This is a genomic window from Kitasatospora sp. NEAU-CNBT7, assembly GCF_057220535.1.
Genome location: NZ_JBXQQB010000023.1, coordinates 46,247 through 71,076, shown reverse-complemented (window position 1 = coordinate 71,076; position 24,830 = coordinate 46,247). Strand labels below are relative to the sequence as shown.

General features: G+C 77.7%; 3 protein-coding genes. All 3 read left to right on the top strand.

Going from position 1 to position 24,830, the window contains the following annotated elements; translation table 11 throughout:
* Positions 1 to 170: 170 nt before the first annotated feature.
* Genes AC2TEW_RS26270 through AC2TEW_RS26260 form a run of 3 tightly spaced genes read left to right on the top strand, consistent with a single transcriptional unit; the run spans position 171 to position 24,795 of the window.
* Positions 171 to 2,204, top strand: coding sequence for an alpha-ketoacid dehydrogenase subunit alpha/beta (locus AC2TEW_RS26270; protein WP_484625832.1), 2,034 nt, complete (start codon positions 171 to 173; stop codon positions 2,202 to 2,204).
* Complete coding sequence (locus AC2TEW_RS26265) at positions 2,201 to 17,449, top strand: non-ribosomal peptide synthetase (RefSeq protein ID WP_484625831.1); 15,249 nt, start codon at positions 2,201 to 2,203, stop codon at positions 17,447 to 17,449. The genes AC2TEW_RS26270 and AC2TEW_RS26265 overlap by 4 nt, the downstream gene beginning before the upstream one ends.
* Complete coding sequence (locus AC2TEW_RS26260; protein ID WP_484625830.1) at positions 17,446 to 24,795, top strand: beta-ketoacyl synthase N-terminal-like domain-containing protein; 7,350 nt, start codon at positions 17,446 to 17,448, stop codon at positions 24,793 to 24,795. The genes AC2TEW_RS26265 and AC2TEW_RS26260 overlap by 4 nt, the downstream gene beginning before the upstream one ends.
* Positions 24,796 to 24,830: the final 35 nt, after the last annotated feature.

Sequence of the window (24,830 nt, the reverse complement as noted above, 5' to 3'; positions counted from 1 at the left end):
GCGGCCGCTCCCCCCTTCGGCGGGGCCGGCCGCCGTCCACCCGCCCGGACCGGTCCGAAAGGACCAGCCGGAATCACCTCAGCACGAGCGATGGTCCATTGTCCGTGGCGCCGCCAGAATTCCTTTGTACCCAAGCCGGGTTGGAATCCTGAAGACCGTGGAGACATGCCGTGCCCGACGCTGCTCCGGTTGCGAAGACGAAGAAGGCCAAGAATTCCCAGGACGCGCCCGCGCAGGCGGGCCGATCCCGGACCGGAATTCCCCGGGAACGCCGCCGGGCGTTCCTGGAGCAGATGATGCTGTCCCGGGAATGCGACCGGCGTTCCGGGATCGTCCTGCGCCAGGGCCAGGCCTGGTTCCACATCTCCTCGGCCGGCCACGAGGCCCTCGCCGCCGTCTGCGAGCTGCTGGAACCCCGGGACCTGATCTTCCCGCACTACCGTGACCGGACCCTGATGCTGGCCCGCGGCATGGACGCCGAGGGGCAGGCCAGGGACCTCATGGCGAAAGCCGGATCGCATTCCGCGGGACGCAACATGAGTTCCCATTTCAGCCACCGGCCGGGAAATGTCTTCTCGCTCGCCAGCCCCACCGGGAGCCAGTGCCTCCCGGCCGCCGGCGCCGCCTGGGCGTCCGATCTGCGGAACGAGGGAAAGGTCGTCGTCTGCTCCATCGGCGACGCCTCGACCCGGCAGGGCGAATTCTTCGAGGCGCTCGCCTTCGCCGTGGAACGCAGCCTCCCGGTCCTGTTCCTGGTCTCCGACAACCGGTACGGCATCAGCACCCCGACCGAGGCACTCTCCCCGCAGCGCCTCGGCCTGCTGCCGGAGGCCGTCACCACCGTGGTCGACGGCTCCGACCCGGACGCCGTGCACGCCGCCGCCGCCGAGGTGCTGCCCGGCATCCGGGCCGGCCGGGGCCCGGCCGTGCTCTGGTGCCGGCTGGACCGGCTCGACTCCCACACCTCCTCCGACGACCAGCGCCTCTACCGCTCCGCGGCCGAACTCGCCGCCATGGCCGACCCGGTGGACCTCTTCACCCGCCGCCTGGAGGCCGAGGGCACGGTCGCCGCCGGCTGGGCCGACCAGGTCCGGGCCCGCCTCGCCGACGAGGTCGAGCAGATCTTCGACCGCGTCGCCGCCGAGCCCACCGGCGACCGCACGGCCGTCCTGGAGCACCTGTTCGCCGGGCCCGCCGAGCAGCCCGCCGCCCCGGCCGACACCCGCCCGAGCGGCGGCACGATGGTCGAGGCGGTGAACCGGGCGCTGCGCACCGGACTGCACGACCACCCCGAACTGGTCCTGTTCGGCGAGGACATCGAGGACCCCAAGGGCGGCGTCTTCGGCTTCACCAAGGGCCTCGGCGAGCTCGCCGGACCGCGGATGACCAACTCGCCACTGGCCGAGGCGACCATCGTCGGCGCCGCCGTCGGCCTCGCCGCGGTCGGCATGCGCCCGGTGGTCGAGCTCCAGTTCGTCGACTTCGCCGGCCCGGCCTGGAACCAGATCGCGTCCCAGCTGACCACCCTGCGCTGGCGGACCGCCTCCAGCTGGCGCTGCCCGGTCGTCATCTACGCACCCTGGGGCGGCTACCTGCCCGGCGGCGGGATCTGGCACAGCCAGAGCAACGAGAGCCTGTTCACCCACCTGCCGGGGCTGCGCGTGGTGGTGCCGTCCACCCCGGAGGACACCGAAGCGGTCTTCCTGGAGTCCTTCGAGGCCCCCGACCCCACGCTGATCCTGCTGCCCAAACACCTGATGCGCCGCCCGTACCCGCCCCAGCCGGCCCCGGCGCCCGCCCGCGGTGCCCGGCTGCTCCGCGGCGGCACCGACGTGACCGTCGCCACCTGGGGCAACGGGACCGAACTGGCCCTCGACGCGGCCGGCCGGCTGGCCGCCGAGGGCACCGAGGCCGAGGTGATCGACCTGCGCTGGCTGACCCCGCTGGACCGCGCGGCGGTCGCCGCCTCGGTCCGGCGCACCGGTCGGCTGGTCGTCGTCCAGGAGGACAACCGCACCAGCAGCTTCGGGGCCAGCGTCCTCGCCGAACTCCTCGCCGGTGACGACGAGTTCTACTCCCTGCTGGCGCCGCCCCGGCTGGTCGCCCGGCCGGATGTCCACATTCCCTTCCACCCCGACCTGGAGAGCGCCGTGCTGCCCGCGGCGGACGACGTGGTCGCGGCCGTCCGATCGGTGCTGGCATGAGCGAGAAGAAGACCCCGACCACCACGCTGACCGTCCCGCGCCTGGGGGAGGGGATCGTCGAGGTCCTGATCCTGCGGCTGCTGAAGCAGCCCGGCGACCTGGTGGCCAAGGACGAGCTGCTGTACGAGATGGAGCACGACAAGGCCGCCGTCGAGATCGAGTCGCCGGTGGCCGGCCGGCTGCGCAGCTGGCTGGTCGAGGAGGGTACCCGGCTGCCGATCGGCGGAGCCGTCGCCGAGATCGAACCGGTCACCGCCGAGGGCGGGCCCCAGGCCCCCGCGGCGGGTGGCCCGGCCACCGAGGCCGGACCGGCGCTGGGCGCGTCCGCCGCCGGACTGCCCGGCAGCATCCCGCCCGGCACCGTCCGCATCCCGCCGAGGACCCGGGCGCACGCCCGCCGGCTCGGCCTGGACGAGGCGATCCTGCCCACCGTCCCCGCCAGGGGCCGCAGCCTGCTGCCGGCCGACCTGGAACGGTTCGTCGCGGACGGCCGCACCGGCGCGCCGGCCCCCGCCGCCGTTCCGGTCCCCGCCGCCGCTCCGGTCCCCGCCGCTCCGGTCCCCGCCGCTCCGGCCCCCGCCGCCGCGGTGCCGGTCACCGCCGCCGACTACACCGACGTGCCGGTGAGCCCGCGCCAGCGGGAGCTGAACCGGGCGCTGCGGGCGGGCGCCGGGGACGTGGTGCCCGCCGTGGTCGCCACCGAACTCCCCGAGCGGGTCCTGACGGACGCGCTGCACGCCCACAGCCGTACCCACGGCACCGGGTTCACCACCGCCTTCCAGGTCTTCGCGCAGCTGGCGGCCCGGGCCGCGGCCGGCTTCCCCGCGCTGCGCACCCGCCGCCTCCCCGACGACCGCCTGCGCATCTTCGACCACGTCGACCTGGGCATCGCCTGCGCCACCGACGACGGCGACCTGACGATCGGGGTGGTACGGCAGGCGGACCGGCTGGACGGCGCCCGGTTCGGCGAGCGGTACACCGACGCCGTCGAACGGGCACTGAACGGCGAGTCCCAGGCCGACGGCCGGGTGACACTGATGCTCTCCCACCTCGGCGACGGCGGCGCGACCTTCGCCGTCCCGGTGGTCGTCCCGCCCGCCGCCGCCACGCTCTTCCTCGGCGCACCGTCCGACGGCGGTGCGAAGACGGTCCGCCGCCTGGTGCTGGCCTTCGACCACACCGTGTTCAACGGGCAGGAGGCCGCCCGGTACCTGGAGGCCGTACGGGACGAGCTGGCCCGGGCCGGGGCCGCCGATGACGACCGGCAGCCCACCGCGCACCGCGGCGGAGCGGTCGCCGACCGGGCGCCGCGCGCCGCCCTGGAACGGCTGGTCGAGCTGGCCACCGCGGTGGCCGGCGAGCCGGTGGACCCCGACCTCCCGCTCGGGGAGCAGGGCTTCGACTCGACCAAGGCGCTGCGCCTGGTCCGGGATACCGGCCGGGCGTTCGGCACCGCGCTGCCCGCCACCGCCATCTGGCGGTACCCGACCCTGCGGGCCCTGGCCGGCCGGCTGCCCGAGGCCGCGCCGGACCTGGGCCCGGACCCGGACCTGGACCTGGACCTGGACCGGCCCGAGCAGCTCCAGGAGGAACAGCAGGTCCAGGCGCTGCGGGCGGGGCCGGCCGGGTCGGAGCCGTCCGACGACGACATCGCCGTGATCGGACTGGCCTGCAGGGTTCCGGGCGCGGACGACGTGGACGGCTTCTGGACCCTGCTGGCCGACAACGGCTGCCGGATCGGGCCGGTTCCCGCCGACCGGTTCGCCGGGTCCGTACCCGAGGGGCTGCGGGCCGGTCTGCTGGACCGGATCGACCTGTTCGACGCCCCGTTCTTCGCCGTGACCCCGCGTCAGGCCGCCGCCATGGACCCGCAGCAGCGCACCCTGCTCGAACTGAGCTGGCAGGCCCTCGAGCACGCCGCCCTCAACCCCGACGACCTGGCCGGCACCCCGGTCGGCGTGTTCGCCGCCGCCTGCAGCTACGACTACCGCGAGCAGCTGGTGGAGAACGGCGCGGCCGACGGCTACGCCACCGTGGGCACCTTCCCGGCCTTCCTCGCCAACCGCATCTCGCACACCTACGACTTCACCGGGCCGAGCATCACCGTCGACACCGCCTGCTCCGGCGCCCTGACCGCGCTCTCGCTCGCCGAGGCCGCGATCCGCGCCGGGGACTGCGAGATCGCCCTGGCCGGCGCCGCCAACCTGCTGAGCAACGGCTTCAACCACCACGCCTTCCAGCGGGCCGGCATGCTCTCCCCGAACGGCACCAGCCTGGTGTTCGACCGCTCGGCGGACGGCTTCGTCCGCGGCGAGGGCGCGGGCTGGGTGGTCCTCAAGCGGCTCGGCCGGGCCGTCGCGGACGGCGATCCCGTCCTCGCCGTGCTGCGGGCCACCGCGGTCAACCACGGCGGCCGCGCCGCCGCCCTCACCGCACCCAACCCGCGGGCCCAGTCCGCCCTGATCCGCACCGCACTGGACCGGGCCGGGCTGAGCGCGGCCGACCTCGGCTTCCTGGAGGCCCACGGCACCGGCACCCCGCTCGGCGACCCGATCGAACTGGACGCCGTCCGCGAGGTCCTGGAGGGCGACCCGCAGGGCCCGCCCACCGCCGCGGCCGGCCCCCGGGGACGGCTGTGGGTGGGCTCCGCCAAGGCCAACATCGGGCACCTGGAAGGCGCCTCGGGCCTGGCCGGGCTGGTCAAGGCCGTGCAGGTGCTGCGCCACGGCGTCATCCCCGGCACCCCGAACTTCGGTGAGCTCAACCCGCACATCGACCTGGCCGGCACCCCGCTCACCGTCGCCGACCGGGCGGTCGACTGGCCCCGCCTGCCCGGTGCCGCGCCCCGCCGTGCCGCCGTCAGCGCGTTCGGCTTCGGCGGGAGCAACGCCCATGCCGTCCTGGAGGAGGCACCGGTGCTCGACGGCGCCACCGGGGGAGCGCCCGCCGGGCCGCTCGCCGTCCCGCTGTCCGCCGCCACCGCCGGGTCGCTCGCCCGGCTGGCCGGTGACCTGGCCGACCGCGTCACCCGGGAGCCGGCCGACCTGCGGCAGCTCGCCTGGTCGCTGCAGAGCGGCCGCCGGGCGCTGGCCGAACGGGCCCTGCTGGTCGTCCCCGACCTCACCACGCTGGCCGCCGCCGCCCGCGCCCTCGCCGCCGGGGAACCCCACCCGGCGACGGCCACCGCCGATCACCCCGCCGCCTTGGACCAGATGGACGGACCGGCCCGGCGACCCCTGCTGGCCTGGCTGTCCGGCGCCGCCGCGGACTGGGCCGCGCTGTGGACCGACGGCACGCCGCCCCGGCGGATCCCACTGGTGCCCTACCCGTTCGACCGCAAGCCGTACTGGCTGCGCGGGGACCGGCGGACGGACCCGCAGGCCCCCGCCGCCGCCGTGGCCCCCGCCGCCCCGGCCGCCGCCGCTCCCGCCGGGCCCGAGGTCACGGAGCTGCCCGCCGGACACCCCCTGGCGCAGCACACGGTGGGCGGCCGCGCGGTCGCCCCCGGCGCGCTGCTGATCGACGCCCTGGCCGGCGGCGGACCGGTCGCCCTGCGCGGCGTACGGTTCCTGCGCCCGGTCCCGTTCGAGGACGGGGTGCGGCTGGAGCGCACCACCGACGACGGCCACGGCCGCACGGTGCTCACCCTCGCCCACGACGGGCACGTCCACGCCAGGGCCGCGGCCGACCCCGACACCCCCGACTGCCTGGTGCCCGACCGCCGGGCGCTCGCCGACGCCGTCCCCGTCGACCTGCCCGCGATCCTGCGCCGCAACGGCATCGAGGTCGGCCCCGCCTACGCCGCCGTCGGTGACCTGCGACGCTCGGGCGACTGGGCGGTCGCCCGGATGACACCGCCGCCGGGCGACGCGCCCACCCGCCGGGTCGGCTGGCTGGACGCCGCCCTGCAGGCCGCCTGCGCGCTGACCGAACCGGGCCGCCCCCGGATGGCCGCCGCCGTCGGCCGGATCGCCTGGACCGGCGAGGTGCCGGACCACGCCGAACTGGTGCTGCACCTCGTCGAGGACAGCCCCGCCCAGACCCTGGTCGACCTGCACGCCATCACCGACGGGCGGGTCGTGCTGCGGGTCGGCGGCCTGCGGCTGGTCGCACTCCCCGCCGACGGCCCGGCGGCCGCGGCCACCCCGGCCACCCGGGCGACCCCGGCCATCCCGGCCATCCCGGCCATCCCGGCCACCCGGGCCGAGCACGGGTCGCTGCGTCTGCTGGCGCCGGTCTGGGCGGAGGAGCCGGCCGCCGTCGACGCGGTGGCGGCCGAGCACACCGCCGTCGTCCTGCTGCACGACCGGCACACCGCCGACCTCGCCGCCCAGCTGGCCGCCGACGGCCCGGCGGGTGGACCGGTCACCCCGGTACCGGTGGGCCCCGACGGCCTCGACCGCGACCGGCTCGCCGCCGCCGTGCACGCCGCCGCCGGAGCGCCGCTCACGGTGACCCTGCTGGTCGGCGGCGCCCGGTGGACCGAGGACGGCTCCGGCACGGCCGCCCTGCGCGGCTGGCTGACCGCGCTGCTGACGACGGCCCAGGAGCTGGCGGTCCGGACCGCACCGACCGGGGTACGGCTGCTGACCACCGGCCTCGCCGCACCCGACGGCGGGTCCGCGGCCCCCGGCGCCGCGCTCCAGGGAGCGCTGCTCGGTGCCCTGCGCACCCTGCCGCTGGAGCTCACGGGCGTCACCGCGGCCGCCGTCGACCTGCCGGCCGACGCGCTCGGCCGCGACGGCCGGGACCCCGGAACGGCCGAGGTGCTGCGCGGCGCGCTGGCCGAGCCGTGCGGCCGGACCGTCCCGCTGGTCGCCGTCCGGGAGCGGCGCCGGCTGCGCCAGGGGTTCACCGAGCGGGAGGTCCCCGACGGCGCCCGCGGTTTCCGCGAGGGCGGCGCGTACGTCCTGTTCGGCGGCGCCGGCGGCATCGGGGCCGAGGTGGCCCGCCACCTCGCCACCGCCTACCGGGCCTCCCTGGTGCTGGTCGGCCGGTCGGCCGAGAGCGACCGGGTCCGGACACTGCTGGACGACCTGCGGGCGGCCGGCGGGCGGGCCCGCTACCTGGCCGGTGACGTGACCGACCCGCGGGCGGTGACCGCCGCGCTGGACGAGTGCCGGACCGCCTTCGGCGAGCCCGACGGGGTGCTGCACAGCGTCGGTACGGTCAGCGACGGGCTGCTGACCGGCCTCGGTCCGGCCGACATCGACCACGTGCTCGACACCAAGGTGGCCGCCGTCCTCACGCTGCGCCGCGCCCTGGCCGGACGGCCGGGCACCGCGCTGGTGCTGTTCTCCTCCGTCGCGGGCCTCTTCGGCAGCGTCGGCGGCCTCAACTACGCCGCCGCCAACGCCTTCCTCGACCACTACGCGGCCGCCGTCGACGGCGACGGCGGCCTGCTCGCCCGCAGCTTCGACTGGGGCCTGTGGCGGGGCACCGGCCTCGCCCGGCAGTACGCGGCGCACGTCCGGCGGCAGTACCCCGGACTGACCGACTTCCTACCAGAGACAGGGGTGGCCGCCTTGGAAGCGGGCATGACCGGCACCGATCCGCAGACCGTCGCCGTCGGCGGCGACCCCGAGCCGCTGCGGGCCCTGACCCGGCCCGCCGCCGACCCGGCGCACCGGCTGGAACGCTACGCCCGCGGCGCGCTCGCCCGCCGGATGGCCGACCTGGGCCTCGACCGCGCCACCGCCCGGGCCGGCACGGCGGCCGCCGCCGACCTGCTGGGCGTCGTCCCCGAGCACCACCGCCTGCTCGCCGCGGTCCTGGACCTGCTGCGCACCGAGGGCCCGGAGGTCCCGTCCGGCGCCGAGCTGACGGCGGCCCGCGCCGCGCTGCTGGCCGACCACCCGGACCTGCTCGGCCACCTCGACCTGCTCGACCTGGCACTCGCCGCCTACGGCCCGGTGCTGCGCGGCGAACAGCCCGCCACCGCCGTACTGTTCCCGCGCGGCGACCTGGGCGCGGTCTCCGCGATCTACAGCGGCAACCGGCTCTTCGACCCGGTGAACCGCAGTGCCGCCGAGGAACTGGCCGCCACCGCCGCCCGGCTGGCCCGGGCGGGCCGCCGCCCGCGGGTCCTGGAGATCGGCGCGGGCGTCGGCGGGACCACCGCCGCCGCGCTGGCCGCGATGGCCCGCCACGGCGTCACCGACGCCGAGTACGCCTACACCGACGTCTCCCGGGCCTTCCTCCAGCACGGCCGCCGCCGGTTCGGCGAGCAGGTCGACCCCCGGCTGCTGGACATCGAGAAGAGCCCCGAGGGCCAGGGGTTCACCCCCGGGCACTACGACCTGGTCGTCGCCAGCAACGTGCTGCACGCCACCCGCGACCTCACCCGAACCCTGCGGCACGTCGCCGAACTGCTGGCCCCCGGCGGCCGACTGCTGCTGGTCGAGATCACCGCGCCCGCCGCCGTCTACACCCTCACCTTCGGCCTGACGGACGGCTGGTGGCGCTACGTCGACGCGCAGTACCGGCTGCCGCACGGCCCGCTGCTCGACCCCGACCGCTGGCGGGCGCTGCTCGACGCGGGCGGCTGGCGGCTCGGCGGGGTCCGCCACCTGCGCGACGCACCCGGCTGCGTCGCCCTGCTGGACTGCCGTGCTCCCGCGCCCGCGGACGACCCGGCGCCCGCGGCCGGCGCCGACGCGCCCACGGCCGACGGCCGGACCGGCGACCGGCTGCGCGAGATCGTCCGGGACCTGCTCGGCGATCCGCAGGCCGCCGTCCCCGGGTACCTGCCGTGGCAGGAGCTGGGCATCGACTCGCTGCTCAACATGGAGCTGGTCACCGCCGTCTCCCGGGAGTTCGGTCCGATCCCCGCCACCGCCCTGTTCGAGCACCGGACGGTCGACGACCTGGCCCGCGCCCTCGACGACCGGGCCCGGCCGGCCGCCCCCGTTGCCCCCGCCGCACCGGCCGTCCCCGCCGCACCCGCCGACGCGGCCGACCCCGAGCAGCTGCTCAGCGAACTGACCGGCCTGGTCGCCGACCTGACCGGCCAGCACCGCGACCTGATCGACCACGACACCGACTTCCCCGGGATCGGCGTGGACTCCCTGCTCAACGGTGAGTTCACCGGTGCCCTGCGGCAGCGCTTCGCCGACCGGCAGATCCCCTCGACGGTGCTGTTCGAGCACCCGACGCTGCGCAGGCTGGCAGGCTGGCTCGCGGCGCCCCCCACCACCGGGCACGCCATCGCGTACACCCCCGGCACCGCCACCACCGCCACCCGCGACACCACCGCCGATGTCGCGGCCCGCCCGGCCCGCCCGGCCCGCCCGGCCCGCCCGACCCGTCCGCAGGCCCCGGCCGCCGCCACCGGCGGGCCCGGGCGCCCGGCCGTCGCCGTCATCGGGCTGGCCGGCCGCTACCCCGGCGCCGACGACGTCGACGCCTTCTGGCAGCTGCTCTCCCGCGGCCGTACCCCCGTCACCGAGGTCCCCGCCGACCGCTGGGACTGGCGCACCGCCCGCACCACCGGCGGCGGCTACGCCCGCTGGGGCTGCTTCCTCGACGGCTGGGACCGCTTCGACCCGGAGCTGTTCCGGATCACCCCGCGCGACGCCGCCGTGATGGACCCCCAGGAACGGCTCTTCCTCGAGGTCTCCTGGGAGGCCTTCGAGACCGCCGGGTACAGCCGCCGCACCTTGGCGGGCGCCGGCGGCGGCCCCCGGGTCGGCGTCTTCGCCGGCGTCACCGCCAACAGCCACCTGATCGCCCAGCACCAGGCCCGGCTGGCCGGCGCCGACAACCCGGAGTACGCCGTCACCGCGGCCGCCTCGGTCGCCAACCGGGTCTCGCACGCCCTCGACCTGAGCGGCCCCAGCATGACGGTCGACACCATGTGCTCGTCCTCGCTGACCGCGCTCCACCTCGCCTGCCGGGCCGTCCAGGACGGCGAGGCCGACCTCGCCCTGGCCGGCGGCGTCAACCTCTACCTGCACCCGGACCGCTTCGCCGGCCTCTGCGCGCTCGGCATGCCCTCCCGCGGCGACCGGACCCGGGCGTTCGGCGCCGGCGGCGACGGGTTCGTGCCGGGCGAGGGCGTCGGCGCCGTCGTCCTCAAGCGCCTCGACCTCGCCGAGGCCGACGGCGACACCGTCTACGCCGTGATCCGCGGCACCGGCCTCAACCACGGCGGCGGGACCGGCGGGTACACCGTGCCCAACCCGCTCGCGCAGGCCGCGCTGATCGGCGCCACCCTGGAACGGGCCGGCCTCGACCCCGCCGGGATCGGCTACGTGGAGGCCCACGGCACCGGCACCGAACTCGGCGACCCCATCGAACTGCGCGCCCTGGCAATGGCGTTCGGCGGCGACCGGCCCGCCACCGCCGACGCCGGACTGCGGATCGGCTCGGTCAAGTCCAACATCGGCCACGGCGAGGCCGCGGCCGGAGTGGCCGGCCTCACCAAGGCCATCCTCCAGCTGCGCCACGGCCGGCTGGTCCCCACCCTGCACGCCGAACGGGCCAACCCGAAGCTCGACCTGGACGGCACCCCGCTGATCGTCCAGCAGCGCGCCGAGCCGTGGCCGCGGCTCCACGACGCCGACGGGCGGCCGCTGCCGCGCCGCGCCGCGGTCAGCTCGTTCGGCGCCGGCGGCTCCAACGCCCACGTCCTGCTGGAGGAGTACCGGCCGGCCGACCGGGCCGACGGGCCGCACGGCCCCGTCGTCCTGCCGCTCTCCGCCCCCGACCCGGAGCGGCTGCGCACCCTGGCCGCCCGGCTCGCCGACGCGCTCGCCGCGGGCCCCGGCGCCGAGACCCTGCTCGGCGGCGAGGCCACCCCCGCCGACCTCGCCCGTACGCTGCGGACCGGCCGCGAGACCTGGACCCACCGGGCCGCCGTCACCGGGTCCGACCCGCGGGCGCTGCGCGCCGCGCTCACCGCCCTCGCCGAGGGACACCACCACCCGGACCTGGTGACCGCCGACACCACCGTCAGCGCCGACCCCGCGGCCACCGCCTGGGTGACCGAGGGCCGGCTGCCCGACGCCGCCCCGGGCCGCCGGGTGGCCCTGCCGACCACCCCGTTCGCCCGCCGCCGCTGCGCCCTGCCCGACCCCGCCGGCCAGGACCGGCCCGACGGCACCCCGGTGGACCTGCCGCTCGCCGACACCGTACGGATCCCCGGCGCCCGGACCGTGACCGCCGAACTCGGCCGGGCCTCCCGCTGGGTGGCCGACCACGTGGTCGACGGCGTGCCGCTGCTGCCGGGGGCCTTCCACCCCGAACTGGTCCACGAGGCCCTGCTCACCGCCGGCCGGTCGCCGTACCGGCAGGTGATCCGCGACCTGGTGTGGCCCTCGCCCGCCGCGGGTCTGCCGATGACGGTCCGCGCCGAGCTGGCCGAGCCCGACGCCGACGGCTGCCGGCGGTTCCGGATCGAGGCGGGCGGCGACCACGGCCCCGCGGCGGCCGCCGCCGAAGGCTGGACCGAGCCGCGCACCACCGACCCGGTGCAGCCGTCCCTGCAGTACCGGATCGCCGACCTCGACCGGCACCTCGGCGGCGGTACCGACGCCGAGGCCTTCTATCGGGTCTTCGCCGACCACGGCTTCGCGTACGGGCCGCTGTACCGCACCGTCCGCCGGGCCGTGCGCAGCGGCGAGGAGACCACCGCCGAGTTGCGGCTGCCGCCCGGCGAGGACGGCGACGGCCGGCAGGTGCTGCACCCGGCGCTGCTCGACGGCGCCTGCCAGGGCGCGGCGTTCCTGCTGCTGGCCGAGGACCCCGGCGCCCGGCGCCGCTACCGGCCGATGGCGATCGACCGGCTGACCGTGCACGGCCCGGTGACCGGCGCCGCCTACCTGCACAGCCGCCGGGTCCGCGCCGACGAGGCTTCCGGCCTCCACGTCTTCGACCTCCGCCTGGTCGACCCCGCCTCGGGCCGGGTGCTCGCCGAGGTCGAGGGGTTCCGGGTCAGGACCGAGCTCCGCGACACCGCCGTGACGCCCGATCGGGCGGCGGTGCCGCAGACCGCAGCCCCCGCCGGGCAGTCCGCCGCCGCCGAGCAGCCTGCCGCCGCCGAGCGGCCCGCCGAGGCCGGGCGCTCCGGGCAGCCGGCGCCGCCGGTGGCCGCCTACCGGCTCGGCTGGGCGGACGCCCCCCGGCCCGGCGCCACCCGCCCGACCGGCACGCTGTGGACCGTCGGCGACGGTGCGTTCGCCCCCGCCCTGGCCGCGCACCGGGCCGCCCACCTCACCCTCACCCGGGCCGGCGACACCGCCGCGCTGGCGGAGACCGCCGCCCGCACCGGCACCCCGGACACCCTCCTGGTGGACCTCACCGGGGGCCTGCCCGGCCTCGGCTTCGGCACCGAACCGCTGACCCCCGGCCGGCTCGGCCCGGCCTGGACCGGCTTCGGTTCCGGAGTCGTCGACGGGATCTTCGGCCTGCTGCGCGGCCTGGTCCGCAGCCGGGCCCTGGACGGCAGCCTGGTGCTGCTGGTCACCGAGGCGGAGCAGGACGGCGAACCGGCGCCCGCCGTCCGCGCACTGCACAGCCTGCTGCGCACCGCGGCGGGGGAGACCGGACGGCTGCGCCTGCGGCTGGCCACCCTCGACGCCGGTGCGGCGGCGACCGCGGAGCTGCTCGCCGAGGCCGCCACCGAGCCCGCGGCGGGCGAGGAGTGGATCCGGCTCGGCGCCGACTCCCGCCGCCGGCGCGCGGTCCTGATGCCGCTGCCGCGGACCGGCGGGCCGCTGCCCTCCGGCCTCCCGGGCGACCTGCTCGATCCGCACGGCACCTACCTGGTGACCGGCGGCGCCGGCGGACTGGGCCGGCAGCTCGCCGCCGCGGTCCGGGCCGCCGCGCCGGCCGCCCACCTGGTCCTGGTCGGCCGCTCGGCCCCGGACGAGCAGCTGCTCGCCGACCTGCGCGGGAGCGGCACGGGGACCGTCGAGCAGTACCGCTGCGACGTGACCGACGTCGGACAACTCGCCTCCCTCGCTGCCGGGTTGGAGCGGTCGGGGACCCGGCTGCGCGGCATCTTCCACACCGCCGGGGTGCTGCGCGACGGCTTCCTGCGCGGCAAGACCCCCGAGGCCATCGCGGAGGTGTGCCGGGCGAAGGCGCTGGGCGCCGTCGCGCTGGACGCCGTGTTCGCCGCCCACCCGCTGGACTTCTTCGTCCTCGCCTCCTCGCTGGCCAGCCTGGTCGGCAACCAGGGGCAGTCCGACTACGCCTTCGCCAACGGCTTCCTGGACGGCTTCGCGGCCACCCGGGCCCGCTGGACCGAGCGCGGCCTGCGCCACGGCCGCACCCTCTCCGTGGGGTGGCCGGTCCTCGACGGCGCGGGCATGGCGCCCGAACCGGCCGCCCTCGGCTACCTGACCGACACCTACGGCCTGCGCCCGATCCCGGCGGACGCGGCGGTCCGCGAGATGTGGCCCCTGCTGGCGTCCGCGCTCGGACCCGACCGCAGCCACGCGGCGCTGGTCGCGGGGGACCAGGACCGCTGGTCCCAGGCGCTCGGCGTGGCCGACCCGGCCCCGGCCGTCCCGGCCCCGGCTGCCGCGCAGGCGGCGGCCGCCCCGCAGGGCACGCCAGCCGCGCCCGCCGATCGGCCGCCGCTGGACTCCGCAGCCGGGCTGCCGCGCCCCCGTACAGCGGTGCTGCGCTGGCTGGCCGAACGGGTCGGCCGGGCGATCGGGGTACCGGCCGCCATGATCGGCCCGGACCGGCCGCTGGTCGAGTACGGCGTGGACTCCATCGCGGTGATGCGCCTCAGCAGGCTGCTGGAGGACGACCTCGGCCGGATCCCGCTGGCGGTGCTGCTGGACAGCGCCACCCTCGGCGAGCTGACCGACCGTCTGCTGCGCGACCACGGCGCCCCGCTCACCGCCGCCGTCGGGGCCGACGACGACCGGTCCCCGGCCCCGGACCGCGCCACCGCCCACCCGGCCACCGCCCGGCCGACCACCGGACCCGCCACCACGGCACCCGCCACCACCGGACCCGCCGACGACACCGTGACGTACCCCGCCGGCCCCGGCGCCGCCGTACCGCTGCCCGACCGCCTGATCGGGATGTGGACCTCCGACCAGGCCGCCGCCCCGCTGGCGCCCTACAACATCTCGCTGGCCTGGCACCTGCCGGGCGTCGACCGCGCCGCCCTGCGCCTCGCGCTGGCCGACCTGGTGGACCGTCACCCGGTGCTGGCCTGCTCGGTGCGCCCGCACGACGGCGAGCCGAGCTTCGTCCCCGCCCCGGCCGCGCCCGACCTGCTGGAACGGTCGCCCGAGCCGGGCCAGGACCTGGCCGCCGCCCTGCGGGAGGAGGCCGACCGGCGGCTCGCCCCGGCCACCGGACCCCTGCTGCGCGCCGTGCTGTGGACGGACCCCGACGGGCCGGTCCTGCAGCTGACCACCCACCACGTCGCGGTCGACGGCCGCTCGGCCGAACTGCTCGGCCAGGACCTGGCCGCGCTCTACGCGGCCCGCACCGGCACGGGAACCGGCACCGCCCTGCCGCCGGCCGTCCCGTTCGCCGCCCTCCTGCGCCGCGAGCAGGAGGACGCCCGCCGCACCCGCACCGAGGACGAGGAGTTCTGGACCGCACGGCTGGCCGGGCTGCGCGCCGACGGGCCCTTCCCGCAGGGACCCGCCGGTGCGGCCGGCGCCCACCGCGAGTACCGGCTCGGCACCGATCTGTCCGCGCTGCTGGCCCGGACCGCGCGCAGTGCCGGGGTGACGCCGTTCACCGTGCTGCTGGCGGCGTTCGCCGCCGCGCTCGGCCGGTCGACCGGGAGCCGCTCCTTCCTGGTCGCGGTCCCCACCTACGGCCGGGTCTCGGCCGAGGAGGACACGGCGGTCGGATGCTTCGTCAACTCCGTGCCGCTGCGGGTCCGGCTGGACCCGGACCGGCCGGTCGCCGCCTGGCTGACCGAGCTCCACGAGGAGATCAGGGGCGCGCTCGCCCACGCGGCGACGCCCTACCCCCGGCTGGCCGACCTGTGCCGGGCGGCGGGCGGCGACCGGGCCGTCCCCACGGTGACCTTCGCCTACCAGAACTGGCTCCGGGGCCCGGCCGCCGCGGACCGGACCGGCTTCGGCCCGCACCGCTACCGGCGCGGCCAGCGCGGCCACTTCGACCTCGGGCTGGAGATCACCGACGGACCCGCGGGTCTGGAGGTGCTGGCCAACCACCGCACCGCCGCGCTGGACGGCTCGGCCGTCGACGGACTGGTCGAGGAGCTGCGCCGGCTCGCGGTCGGCGTCTCCCGCGAGCTGCCCGGCGGCACCGTCGGGACGCTGCTGGACCCGGCGGCGGACACCCTGGCCGGCCGGTTCGCCGACCGCGTCCGCCGGCACCCGCACGCGCCCGCCGTCGAGGACCGCGAGGAGACCCTGAGCTACGCCCGGCTGGACGAGCTGTCCGACGCGGTGGCCCGGCAGGTCGCCGCCCTCGCGGCCCCCGGCGAACCGGTCGCGGTCCTGATGCACCGCGGCGCCCGGCTGCCGGCCGTCCTGCTCGGCATCCTCAAGAGCGGACGCCCGTACGTACCGCTGGACGACTCCTACCCGGCCGACCGGCTGCGGATGGTGGTGGAGGGCGCGGGCTGCCGGCTCGCCGTCGCCGACCGGGACCTCGCCGCGCTGCTCCCGTCCGGGCTGCGGGTGGTCCCCGCCGACGAGGCCACCGCCTCCGGCGCCGGTGCCCCGGCGGACCCGGCAGCCGCGGCAGCCGCCGCACCCGGGCCGGGCGACCCGGCGTACCTGATGTTCACCTCCGGGAGCACCGGCCGGCCCAAGGGCGTCGCCGTCACCCACGGCAACGTCGTCCACACCCTGGACGCCATCGCCGCCGCCACCGGTACCGGCGCCGACGCCAGGCTGCTGGCCGTCACCACGGTCTGCTTCGACATCTCGGTGCTGGAGCTGTTCCTGCCGCTGCTGACCGGCGGCACCGTGGTGGTGGCCCGCCGGGCCGACGTCATCGACGCGAGCCGGCTGGCCGGCCTGATCGCCGAACGGTCCGTCACCGTCCTGCAGGCCACCCCGGCGGGCTGGCAGCTGCTGCTGGACGGCGGCTGGACCGGCGCCCCCGGCCTCACCGCCCTGTGCGGCGGGGAGGCGCTGCCGCCGAACCTGGCCACCGCGCTGGCGGCCCGCACCGGCAGCCTGTGGAACGTCTACGGGCCGACCGAGGCCACCATCTGGTCCACCATCGCCCGGGTGGCCGACGGCACCGCCGTCCACCTCGGCGACCCGATCGGGGCGACCGACCTGGTCGTCACCGAGGTCGACGGCACCGCCGAACCGGCCCCGGGCGAGCCCGGCGAGCTGTGGATCGGCGGGCCCGCGGTCGCCCAGGGCTACTGGCAGCAGCCGGACCTGACGGCCGAACGGTTCACCGCGCACCCGAACCGCCCCGAGGGCGGCGGCCGCTACTTCCGCACCGGTGACCTGGTGCGCCGCGACGACCAGGGCCGGCTGATCTTCCTCGGCCGGGCCGACAGCCAGGTCAAGATCCGCGGACACCGGGTCGAGCTCGGTGAGATCGAGTCCGTCCTGGGCACCCACCCCGGCCTGGCCCGGGTCGTGCTGACCCTGCGCGGCGAGGGCGCCTCGGCCAGGCTGGTCGCGGTCGCCGTCCCCGCCCGCGGCGTGCTCCCGCCCGGCCTCGACGAGCTGCGCACCTTCGCCGCCGCCGCGCTGCCGGCCTGGATGCTGCCCGACCGGCTGGTCACCACGGCCGACCTGCCCCTGACACCCAACGGCAAGGTGGACCGCAAGGCCGCCGCCCTGCTCGCCCGGGTGCCCGCCGGGGCGCGGCAGCAGACCGTCGCCGACGGCCCCGGCCGGACGGCGGAGCCCGGCCCGGTGGCCGGCCCCGAGGTGCGGAGCCTGGTCACCTCCAGCTGGGCCGACCTGCTCGAACTCGACCAGGTCCCCGGGGACCGGCGCTTCTTCGACCTCGGCGGCAACTCGCTGCTGCTCGGCCGGCTGCACGCCCGCCTGGCCGGTGCCTTCCCCGGCGCCGCCCTGGAGGTCGCCGACCTGTTCGCCCGCCCCACGCTCGACGACCAGGTCGAGCTGATCGGCGCCCGGCTGTCGCCCGGGGAGCCGCCCGCCGCCCCGGAACGGCCCGATGTCCCGTCACGGTCCGATGCCCCGGAGCGGCCTGCCGCCCCCGAGCGGCCCGGTGTCCCCGCCGCCCGCACCCCGTCCGCCCGTCCGTCCCGCCGCGAGGTGCGGCGCGCCCTTCGACTCGGAGACGACCACCGATGACCCACGACCACCAGCCGGCCGCCCGGGCCGACGATCCCGACGCGGTCGCCGTCGTAGGCCTCGCCTGCCGCTTCGGACCCGCCACCTCCGCCGACCGCCTGTGGGAGCTGCTGGAGCAGGGCCGCAGCGGCATCCGCCGCTACCCGCCGCAGGAGCTGGTCCGGATGGGCCACGACCCGCAGCTGGTCGCCCGCCCGGACTTCGTCCCGGCCGGCGTGGTCCTCGACGACGCCGACGCCTTCGACGCCGAGTTCTTCGGCTACAGCCCGCTGCACGCCGAGTGGCTGGACCCGCAGCAGCGGATCCTGCTGGAGACCGCCTGGCACGCGGTCGAGGACGCCGGGTTCGCCCCCGACCGCACCGGCCTGCGGACCGCCGCGTACGTCTCGGTCGGCCAGCCGACGGTGCCGCCGGTCGGCATCACCGAGCTGGACGCCGCCGGGATGATCCGGTTCTCCTCCGCCGACAAGGACTTCGCCGCCAGCCGGATCTCGTACAAGCTCGGCCTCACCGGTCCGAGCCTGACCGTGCAGTCCGCCTGCTCCAGCGCCCTGGTCGGGGTGCACCTGGCCGTCGAGGGCCTGCTCGGCGAGGAGTGCGACCTGGCCGTGGTGGCGGCCGCCTCCCTGCACTTCCCGCAGGCCGGCTTCCTGGCCGCGCCCGACATGATCCTCTCGCCGAGCGGCGAGTGCCGGCCGTTCGACGACGACGCCGACGGCACGGTCTTCGGCAACGGCGCCGGTGCGCTGGTGCTGCGGCGGCTGGCCGACGCCGTCCGCGACGGCGACCCGATCCGCGCGGTGATCCGCGGCAGCGCGGTCAACAACGACGGCGCCCGCAAGATGGACTACCACGCACCCTCCCCGGAGGGTCAGGAGGCCGTCCTGCGCGAGGCGCTGGCCGTCGCGGGCGTCGACCCGCACTCCGTCGGCTACCTGGAGACCCACGGCACCGGCACCCACCTCGGCGACCCGGTCGAGTACGCCGCCCTGGACCGGGTGTACGGGGGCGCCGGGCGCGCCCGTCCCGCCGCCATCGGCTCCGTCAAGAGCGTCGTCGGGCACCTCAACACCGCCGCCGGCCTCGCCGGGATGGCCAAGGCGATCCTCGCCCTCGAGCACGCCACCGTGCCGCCGCAGGTCCCCTTCCGGACCCCCAACCACCGGCTCGCCGCCAGCGGCGGCCTGACCGTCGCCGCCCGGCAGGACGGCTGGCCGGTGCCCGACGGCCCGCGCCGGGCCGCCGTCAGCTCCTTCGGCATCGGCGGCACCAACGCCCACGTCGTCCTGGAGCAGGCCCCCGACCCGAGGCCCGCCCGCGCCGCCACCACCGCCGCCACCGGGCCGCACGCCTTTCCGCTCTCGGCCCGCACCGAGGACGCGCTGCGGGACCTGGCCGCCGCCCTGGCCGACGCCCTGGACCGCCCCGACGCCCCGGCGCCCGCCGACACCGCCCACACCCTGCACACCGGCCGCAGCCACCGCGCCGTACGCGCCGTGCTCCCCGCCCGGACCACGCCGGAGCTGGTCGACGCCCTGCGGCGGCTCGCCGCGCAGGGCCCGGCCGCCCACGCCGCCGAGGCACCGGAGCCGTACCGGGCCTGGATCCGTGGCAGCGGCGAGCTGCCCGCCACCGCCGCCACCGCCGACGGGACCGCGCGCCGGGTCCGGCTGCCGGGCTACCCGTTCGCCCGCCGCCGCTGGGACCGCCCGGGCCTCCCGCCGACCGCCGCCACCCTGCCCGCTGCCACCGCCATCGCCGCCGCGGGCGCCACCACCCCGGCGGCCGACTCCCCGGACGCGTTCGCCCGGACCGTCGACCCGGCGGACCCGGTCGCCGCCCACCACCTGGTCGGCGGGGTGCCGGTGCTGCCCGCCGCCGCCCAGATCGACCTCGCCCTCACCGCCGCCGCCCGCACCCTCGGCCACCCGGCCGGCGGGCTCGCCGACCTGTCCTTCCGCCGCACCGTCGACGTCCTGGCACCCGTCGGGCTGCGGGTGGAGGTCGACGGCGGCCGGGACGGCGCCGTCCGGGTGGTCTCCCGGGAGGTCCACGCCCAGGCCCGGCTGGTGCCGGACGCCCCCGCCCGGCCCGCCCCCCTCGACCTCGCCGCGCTGCGCCGCACCCACCCCGACTCGGCCCGCCCCGAGGAGCTGTACCGGTACTTCACCGACCACGGCGTCGGCTACGGACCGGCGTTCCGGGTGCTGCGTGAACTGCACCACGGCCCCGACGGCGTCCTCGCCCTGGTCGCCGCCGCCCCGGAGTCGGTCGACGGCACCACCGTGTCGCCCAGCGTCCTGGACGGCGCCCTCCAGTCGGTGATCGGCTGCGTCCTGCGCGAGGACCTGGGCGGCGAGACCTTCATCCCGTTCGCCGTCGACGAGCTGCTGGTGCACGGCCCGCTGCCCGCCCGGACCTGGGTCCGGGTCGCCCCGCAGCGGCTGGCCGGCGGCGGCCGCCGGGTCCGCAAGTACGACGTGACGGTGGCCGCCGAGGACGGCACGGTCGCCCTGACCCTGCGGGGACTCGCCCTGCGCCCCACCACCGGCGCCGGCCCGGCCGGCGCCGTGCCGGCCGCCGTACCTGCGGGCATCCACCTGTTCGCCCCCGTCGAGGAGCCGGTCGCACCGGGCACCGGCGCGACCGCCGGCCCGCTCGTCGTGATCGGCGACACCGCCCTGACCGGCGCCGACCTCGCCGGCGCCGACCTCGTGCTCGCCGACCCGGCGGACCCCGAGGCCGCGGCCGCCCTCGGCGCGGACCTCGCCGCCCGGCTCCCCGAAGGCACCCGGCCCACCATCGTCTGGGCCGCCGCCACCGGCCGCCCGCAGCAGCACCCGGCCCCCGGCGCGGCCGCCGCCGACACCGGACTGCGGGTCCTCGCCCTGCTCCGCGCCCTGCTGCGCCCGCTCGCCCGACGCGGCGCCCACCTCGTCGTCCCGTACCCGGCCGACTCCCCGTCAGCCCGGACCGCCGGCAGCGGCCTGGCCGCGCTCGGCCGCTCCCTGACGGGCGAGAACCCGCGCTTCGAGCTGACCGCCGTCGCCCTCCCCGACGCCGCCTCCGGCGCCGCCCTGCGCACCGCGCTCACCGCCCTGGCGGACCGGGCGCCCGCCGCCCGGCAGCTCACCGTGTCGGCCGACGGCACCCTGTCGACCACGGCCCTGGCCCCGTTCACCCCGGCCGCCGGTACCGGTCCGGCCTTCCGCCGCGGCGGCCGTTACTGGATCCACGGCATGGGACGGCTGGCCGGACTCCTCGCCGGGCACCTGCTCGACCGGTACGCCGCCCACCTCGTGCTCACCGGCCGCTCGGCCGCCGACGGCGCCCGCGGCGAGGAACTGCGCCGCCTGGCCGACCGCGCCGCGGAGGCCGGCGGGTCGGTCGAGTACCGGCAGATCACGGGCGACGACCCGGCCGCCCTGCGCGCCGCCGCCCGGGCCGTCGCGGCCGACGGTCCGGCCGTCGACGGCGTCCTGCACTGCGCCGGGGTGCTGCGCGACGGCTACGTCCTGCGCAAGACCACCGCGGACGCCCGGGCGGTGATCGACGCCAAGCTGTCCGGCGCGGCGGAGCTGGACGCCGCGACCGCCGACTGGCCGCTGGACTGCTTCGTGGTGTTCTCCTCGGTCTCGGCCGCCCTGGGCAGCCCCGGCCAGGCGGACTACGCCTTCGCCAACGCCGCCGCCGACGAGGTGGTGCGCGCCCGCGCCGCGCGCGGCGGCTCCGGCAGGTCGCTCGCGGTCGCCTGGCCGTTCTGGGCGGACGGCGGGATGCGGCCCGACGGCCCGGCCGAGGAGGTTCTCGGCACCCTCGGCATGCGGGCCCTGCCGACCGCCGACGGTCTCACCGTCCTGGAGACGCTGCTCGCCGCAGGGCCCGTCACCCCGGTGGTGCTGTCGGGCGAACGCGACACCCTGCTCGCCGCCTTCCCGCTGCTGTCGGCCGAGGCACCCGCGCGGCCGGCCGCCCCCGCGGCGGCCCCGGGGCCCGACCCGGCCCACCTGCCCGACCGGGTGGGGGACGGCGCCGTCGCGGAGGTCCTGCGCGGCCGGCTGGCCGCGGTGGTGGCCGAGGCGACCCGCGCACCGCTGGCGGACGTCGTACCGGAGCGCCTCTTCGACGACCTGGGCATCGACTCGCTGCTGGCCATCCGCGTGGTCGAGCTGCTGGAGCAGGACTTCGGGCGGCTGTCCAAGACCCTGCTCTTCGAGTGCCGTTCGGTCGCCGAGCTGGCCGAGTTCCTGCTCGAGGAGTACCCCGAGCGGTGCGCCGCGCTGGCCGGCGCCCGGGGCGCGGAACCGGCTCCCGCGGCTCCCGCCGCCCCTGCCGCGCCCGCCGTGCCGGTGGCGGAGGCTCCAGCGACCGCGACCGCGACCGCGACCGCGACCGCGACCGCGACCGCGACCGCGACCGCGACCGCGACCGCGACCGCGACCGCGACCGCGACGGCGACCGCGACCGCGACGAGCGGGTCCGGGGCCGATGACCGGGCGGTCGCCGTGATCGGCGTCGCCGGACGGTTCCCGCAGGCCGACGGCCTGGACCAGCTGTGGGAGAACCTCAAGGCCGGCCGCGACAGCATCACCGAGGTCCCCGCCGACCGGTGGGACGCCGACGCCCTCTACGACCCCGACCGCACCAAGGTCGACCGGACCCACACCAAGTGGGGCGGATTCATCGACGGGGTGCAGGACTTCGACGCGGCGCTGTTCAACATCTCGCCGCGGGAGGCGGGGATCATCGACCCGCAGGCCAGGCTGTTCCTGGAGAGCTGCTGGGCGGCCCTGGACGACGCCGGGTACACCCCCGACCGGCTGGTGTCCGCCGAGGACCCGGTGCACCGGCGCGACGTCGGCGTCTTCGTCGGCGCGATGTACGGCGAGTACCAGCTCCACGAGGCGGAGGAGCGGCTGCGCGGCAACCCCGTACTGGCCAACAGCGCCTACTGGTCGATCGCCAACCGGGTGTCGTACTTCTTCGACTTCCAGGGCCCCAGCGTCGCCGTCGACACCGCCTGCTCCTCCGCGCTGACCGCCGTGCACCTCGCGGTCGAGTCACTGCGGGCGGGCAGTTCCAAGGTGGCGATCGCGGGCGGTGTCAACGTCCTCATCCACCCCAACAAGTACTTCATGCTCGGCCAGGGACGGTTCGCCTCCAGCGACGGCCGGTGCCGCAGCTTCGGCGCCGGCGGCGACGGCTACGTGCCGGGCGAGGGCGTCGGCGCCGTGGTCCTCAAGCCGCTGCGCGACGCGCTGCGCGACGGCGACCACATCCACGCCGTGATCCGCGGCAGCTCCGCCAACCACGGCGGCCGCACCAACGGCTACACCGTGCCCAACCCGAGGGCCCAGGCCGACCTGGTGACCAAGGCGCTGCGGGACGGCGGCCTGACCGCCCGTGACCTCGACTACCTGGAGGCCCACGGCACCGGCACCTCGCTCGGCGACCCGATCGAGATCCGCGGCCTCGCCTCCGCGTTCGCCCGGGACGGCGTCAAGGGGCCCGGCAGCCTGCCGATCGGCTCGGTCAAGTCCAACGTCGGCCACCTGGAGTCGGCCGCCGGATCGGTGGCGCTCGCCAAGGTGCTGCTCCAGCTGCGCCACCGCACCCTGGTGCCCTCGCTGCACGCCACCCCGCCGAACCCGGAGATCGACTTCGACCGGGTCCCGTTCGGCGTTCAGCAGGAGCTCGGGCCCTGGCGCACCGCCGACGGCTCGGCGCGGCCGCTGCGCGCCGGGATCAGCTCCTTCGGGGCCGGCGGCGGCAACGCGCACCTGGTCGTCGAGGAGGCGCCGGCGCAGGCCGCGCCCCACGGGGCAGCGCAGCGCGAGCCACTGGTGCTGTTCCTGTCCGCCCGGACGACGACGGCGCTCGCCGCCTACGCCCGGGACCTCCGGGACCACCTGCGGCGCAGCCGCTCCGCGGGGGCGGAGCCCCGCCCGGCGGACGTGGCCCTCACCTTCGCGGTCGGCCGGGTGGACCTGGCCCGCCGGGCCGCGCTGCCGGCCGACTCGCTCGACACCCTGCTGGCCGGCCTGGACGAGGTGGCCGCGGGCCGGACCCCTGCCGCACCGGCCGGCGAAGCGGTGGCCTCCTGGCTGGCGGGCGGCCGGATCGACCGGGAGGCCGCCTGCGGAGCGGCCCGCACCGGCCGCCGGACACCGCTGCCGCACTACCCGTTCGAGCGGGTCCGCTGCTGGTACGACCTGCAGATCGCCCACCTGCACCGGCAGGGGCTGGGCAGCGCCGGGCAGGAGCCCGGGTTCGCCCGCGGCCACCTGCGTGACTTCGGCCTGGACCCCGTCCCCGCCGCGACCCCGGTCCGGCCCGCGCCCGTGTCCGCGCCCACGCCCGCGCCCACCGTGCACCCGCAGCGCGGCACGGTCCCGGCGGGGCCGCCGGTCCAGGCGCCTGCCCTGACCCTGCGCGGTACCGGTGCGCCGGCCGCCGGGGTACCGACCACTCCCGACACCCTGGAGAACCCACCGATGACCAGCGACCGCAAGATCTCCCTCCGGCCGCTAGCGCCGTCCGCCCCCGCAGCCCCGGCGGCCCCGGCGGTGCCTGCCCCCGCCCCGGTGCGGCGCCCTGCCACCCCGCCGCCCGCCGCCGGGGCCGCCTCCGGCGACGGGGGTGCCGCGGCCGAGGAGGTCACCCGTACCGTCGCCGGGCTGCTGGCCGCGGTGCTGTACCTCGAACCGGGCGAACTCGACGTCGAGGAGACCTTCCTGACGCTCGGGGTGGACTCGATCCTCGGGGTGGAGTTCGTCGCCGCCGTCAACTCCGCCTACCCGGTGGACGTCAAGGCGACCGCCCTGTACGACCACCCCACCCCGGCCGCCTTCGCCCGACACGTCGCCGCCCTGGCCACGGCCTCCACCACGGCCGCCACCGCGGTTGCGGCGGCGCCCGCGCCGGCCCCGGCCCCGCGGACGGCGCGCAGCGCGGCCGACGCCGCCGTGATCGCCGGCGCCCTGCGCGAGGAGCTGGCCCGCACGCTGTACTGCGAGCCCGCCGACCTCGACGACGAGGCGAGCTTCAACACCCTCGGCCTGGACTCGATCCTCGGCGTGGAGTTCGTCGCCTTCGTCAACCAGGCGTACGGCCTGGACGAGAAGGCGGGTGTCCTCTACGACCACCCCAGCCTGGGCGCGTTGAGCCGCCATGTCGCCGCGCTGACCGGTGCGGCACCCGTCCCCCCGGCACCCGCGGCCCCCTCGGTCGCCGCCCCCTCGGCCGCGGCTCCTTCGGCCGCTGACCTGGACGCGCTCCTCAGCGCGGTCCGGGACAACCGCCTGACCATCGAGCAGGCGCTCAGCCTGCTGCCCCGCCCGAGCTGACCCGGTCCGCAACCCATCCCAAGGCCCGTCCCACC

What these genes read in the sequence shown, in the direction of transcription:
- AC2TEW_RS26265 (WP_484625831.1), top strand. Translation starts at nt 2,201, where the DNA reads ATGAGCGAGAAGAAGACCCCGACCACCACGCTGACCGTCCCGCGCCTG.
- AC2TEW_RS26260 (WP_484625830.1), top strand. Translation starts at nt 17,446, where the DNA reads ATGACCCACGACCACCAGCCGGCCGCCCGGGCCGACGATCCCGACGCG.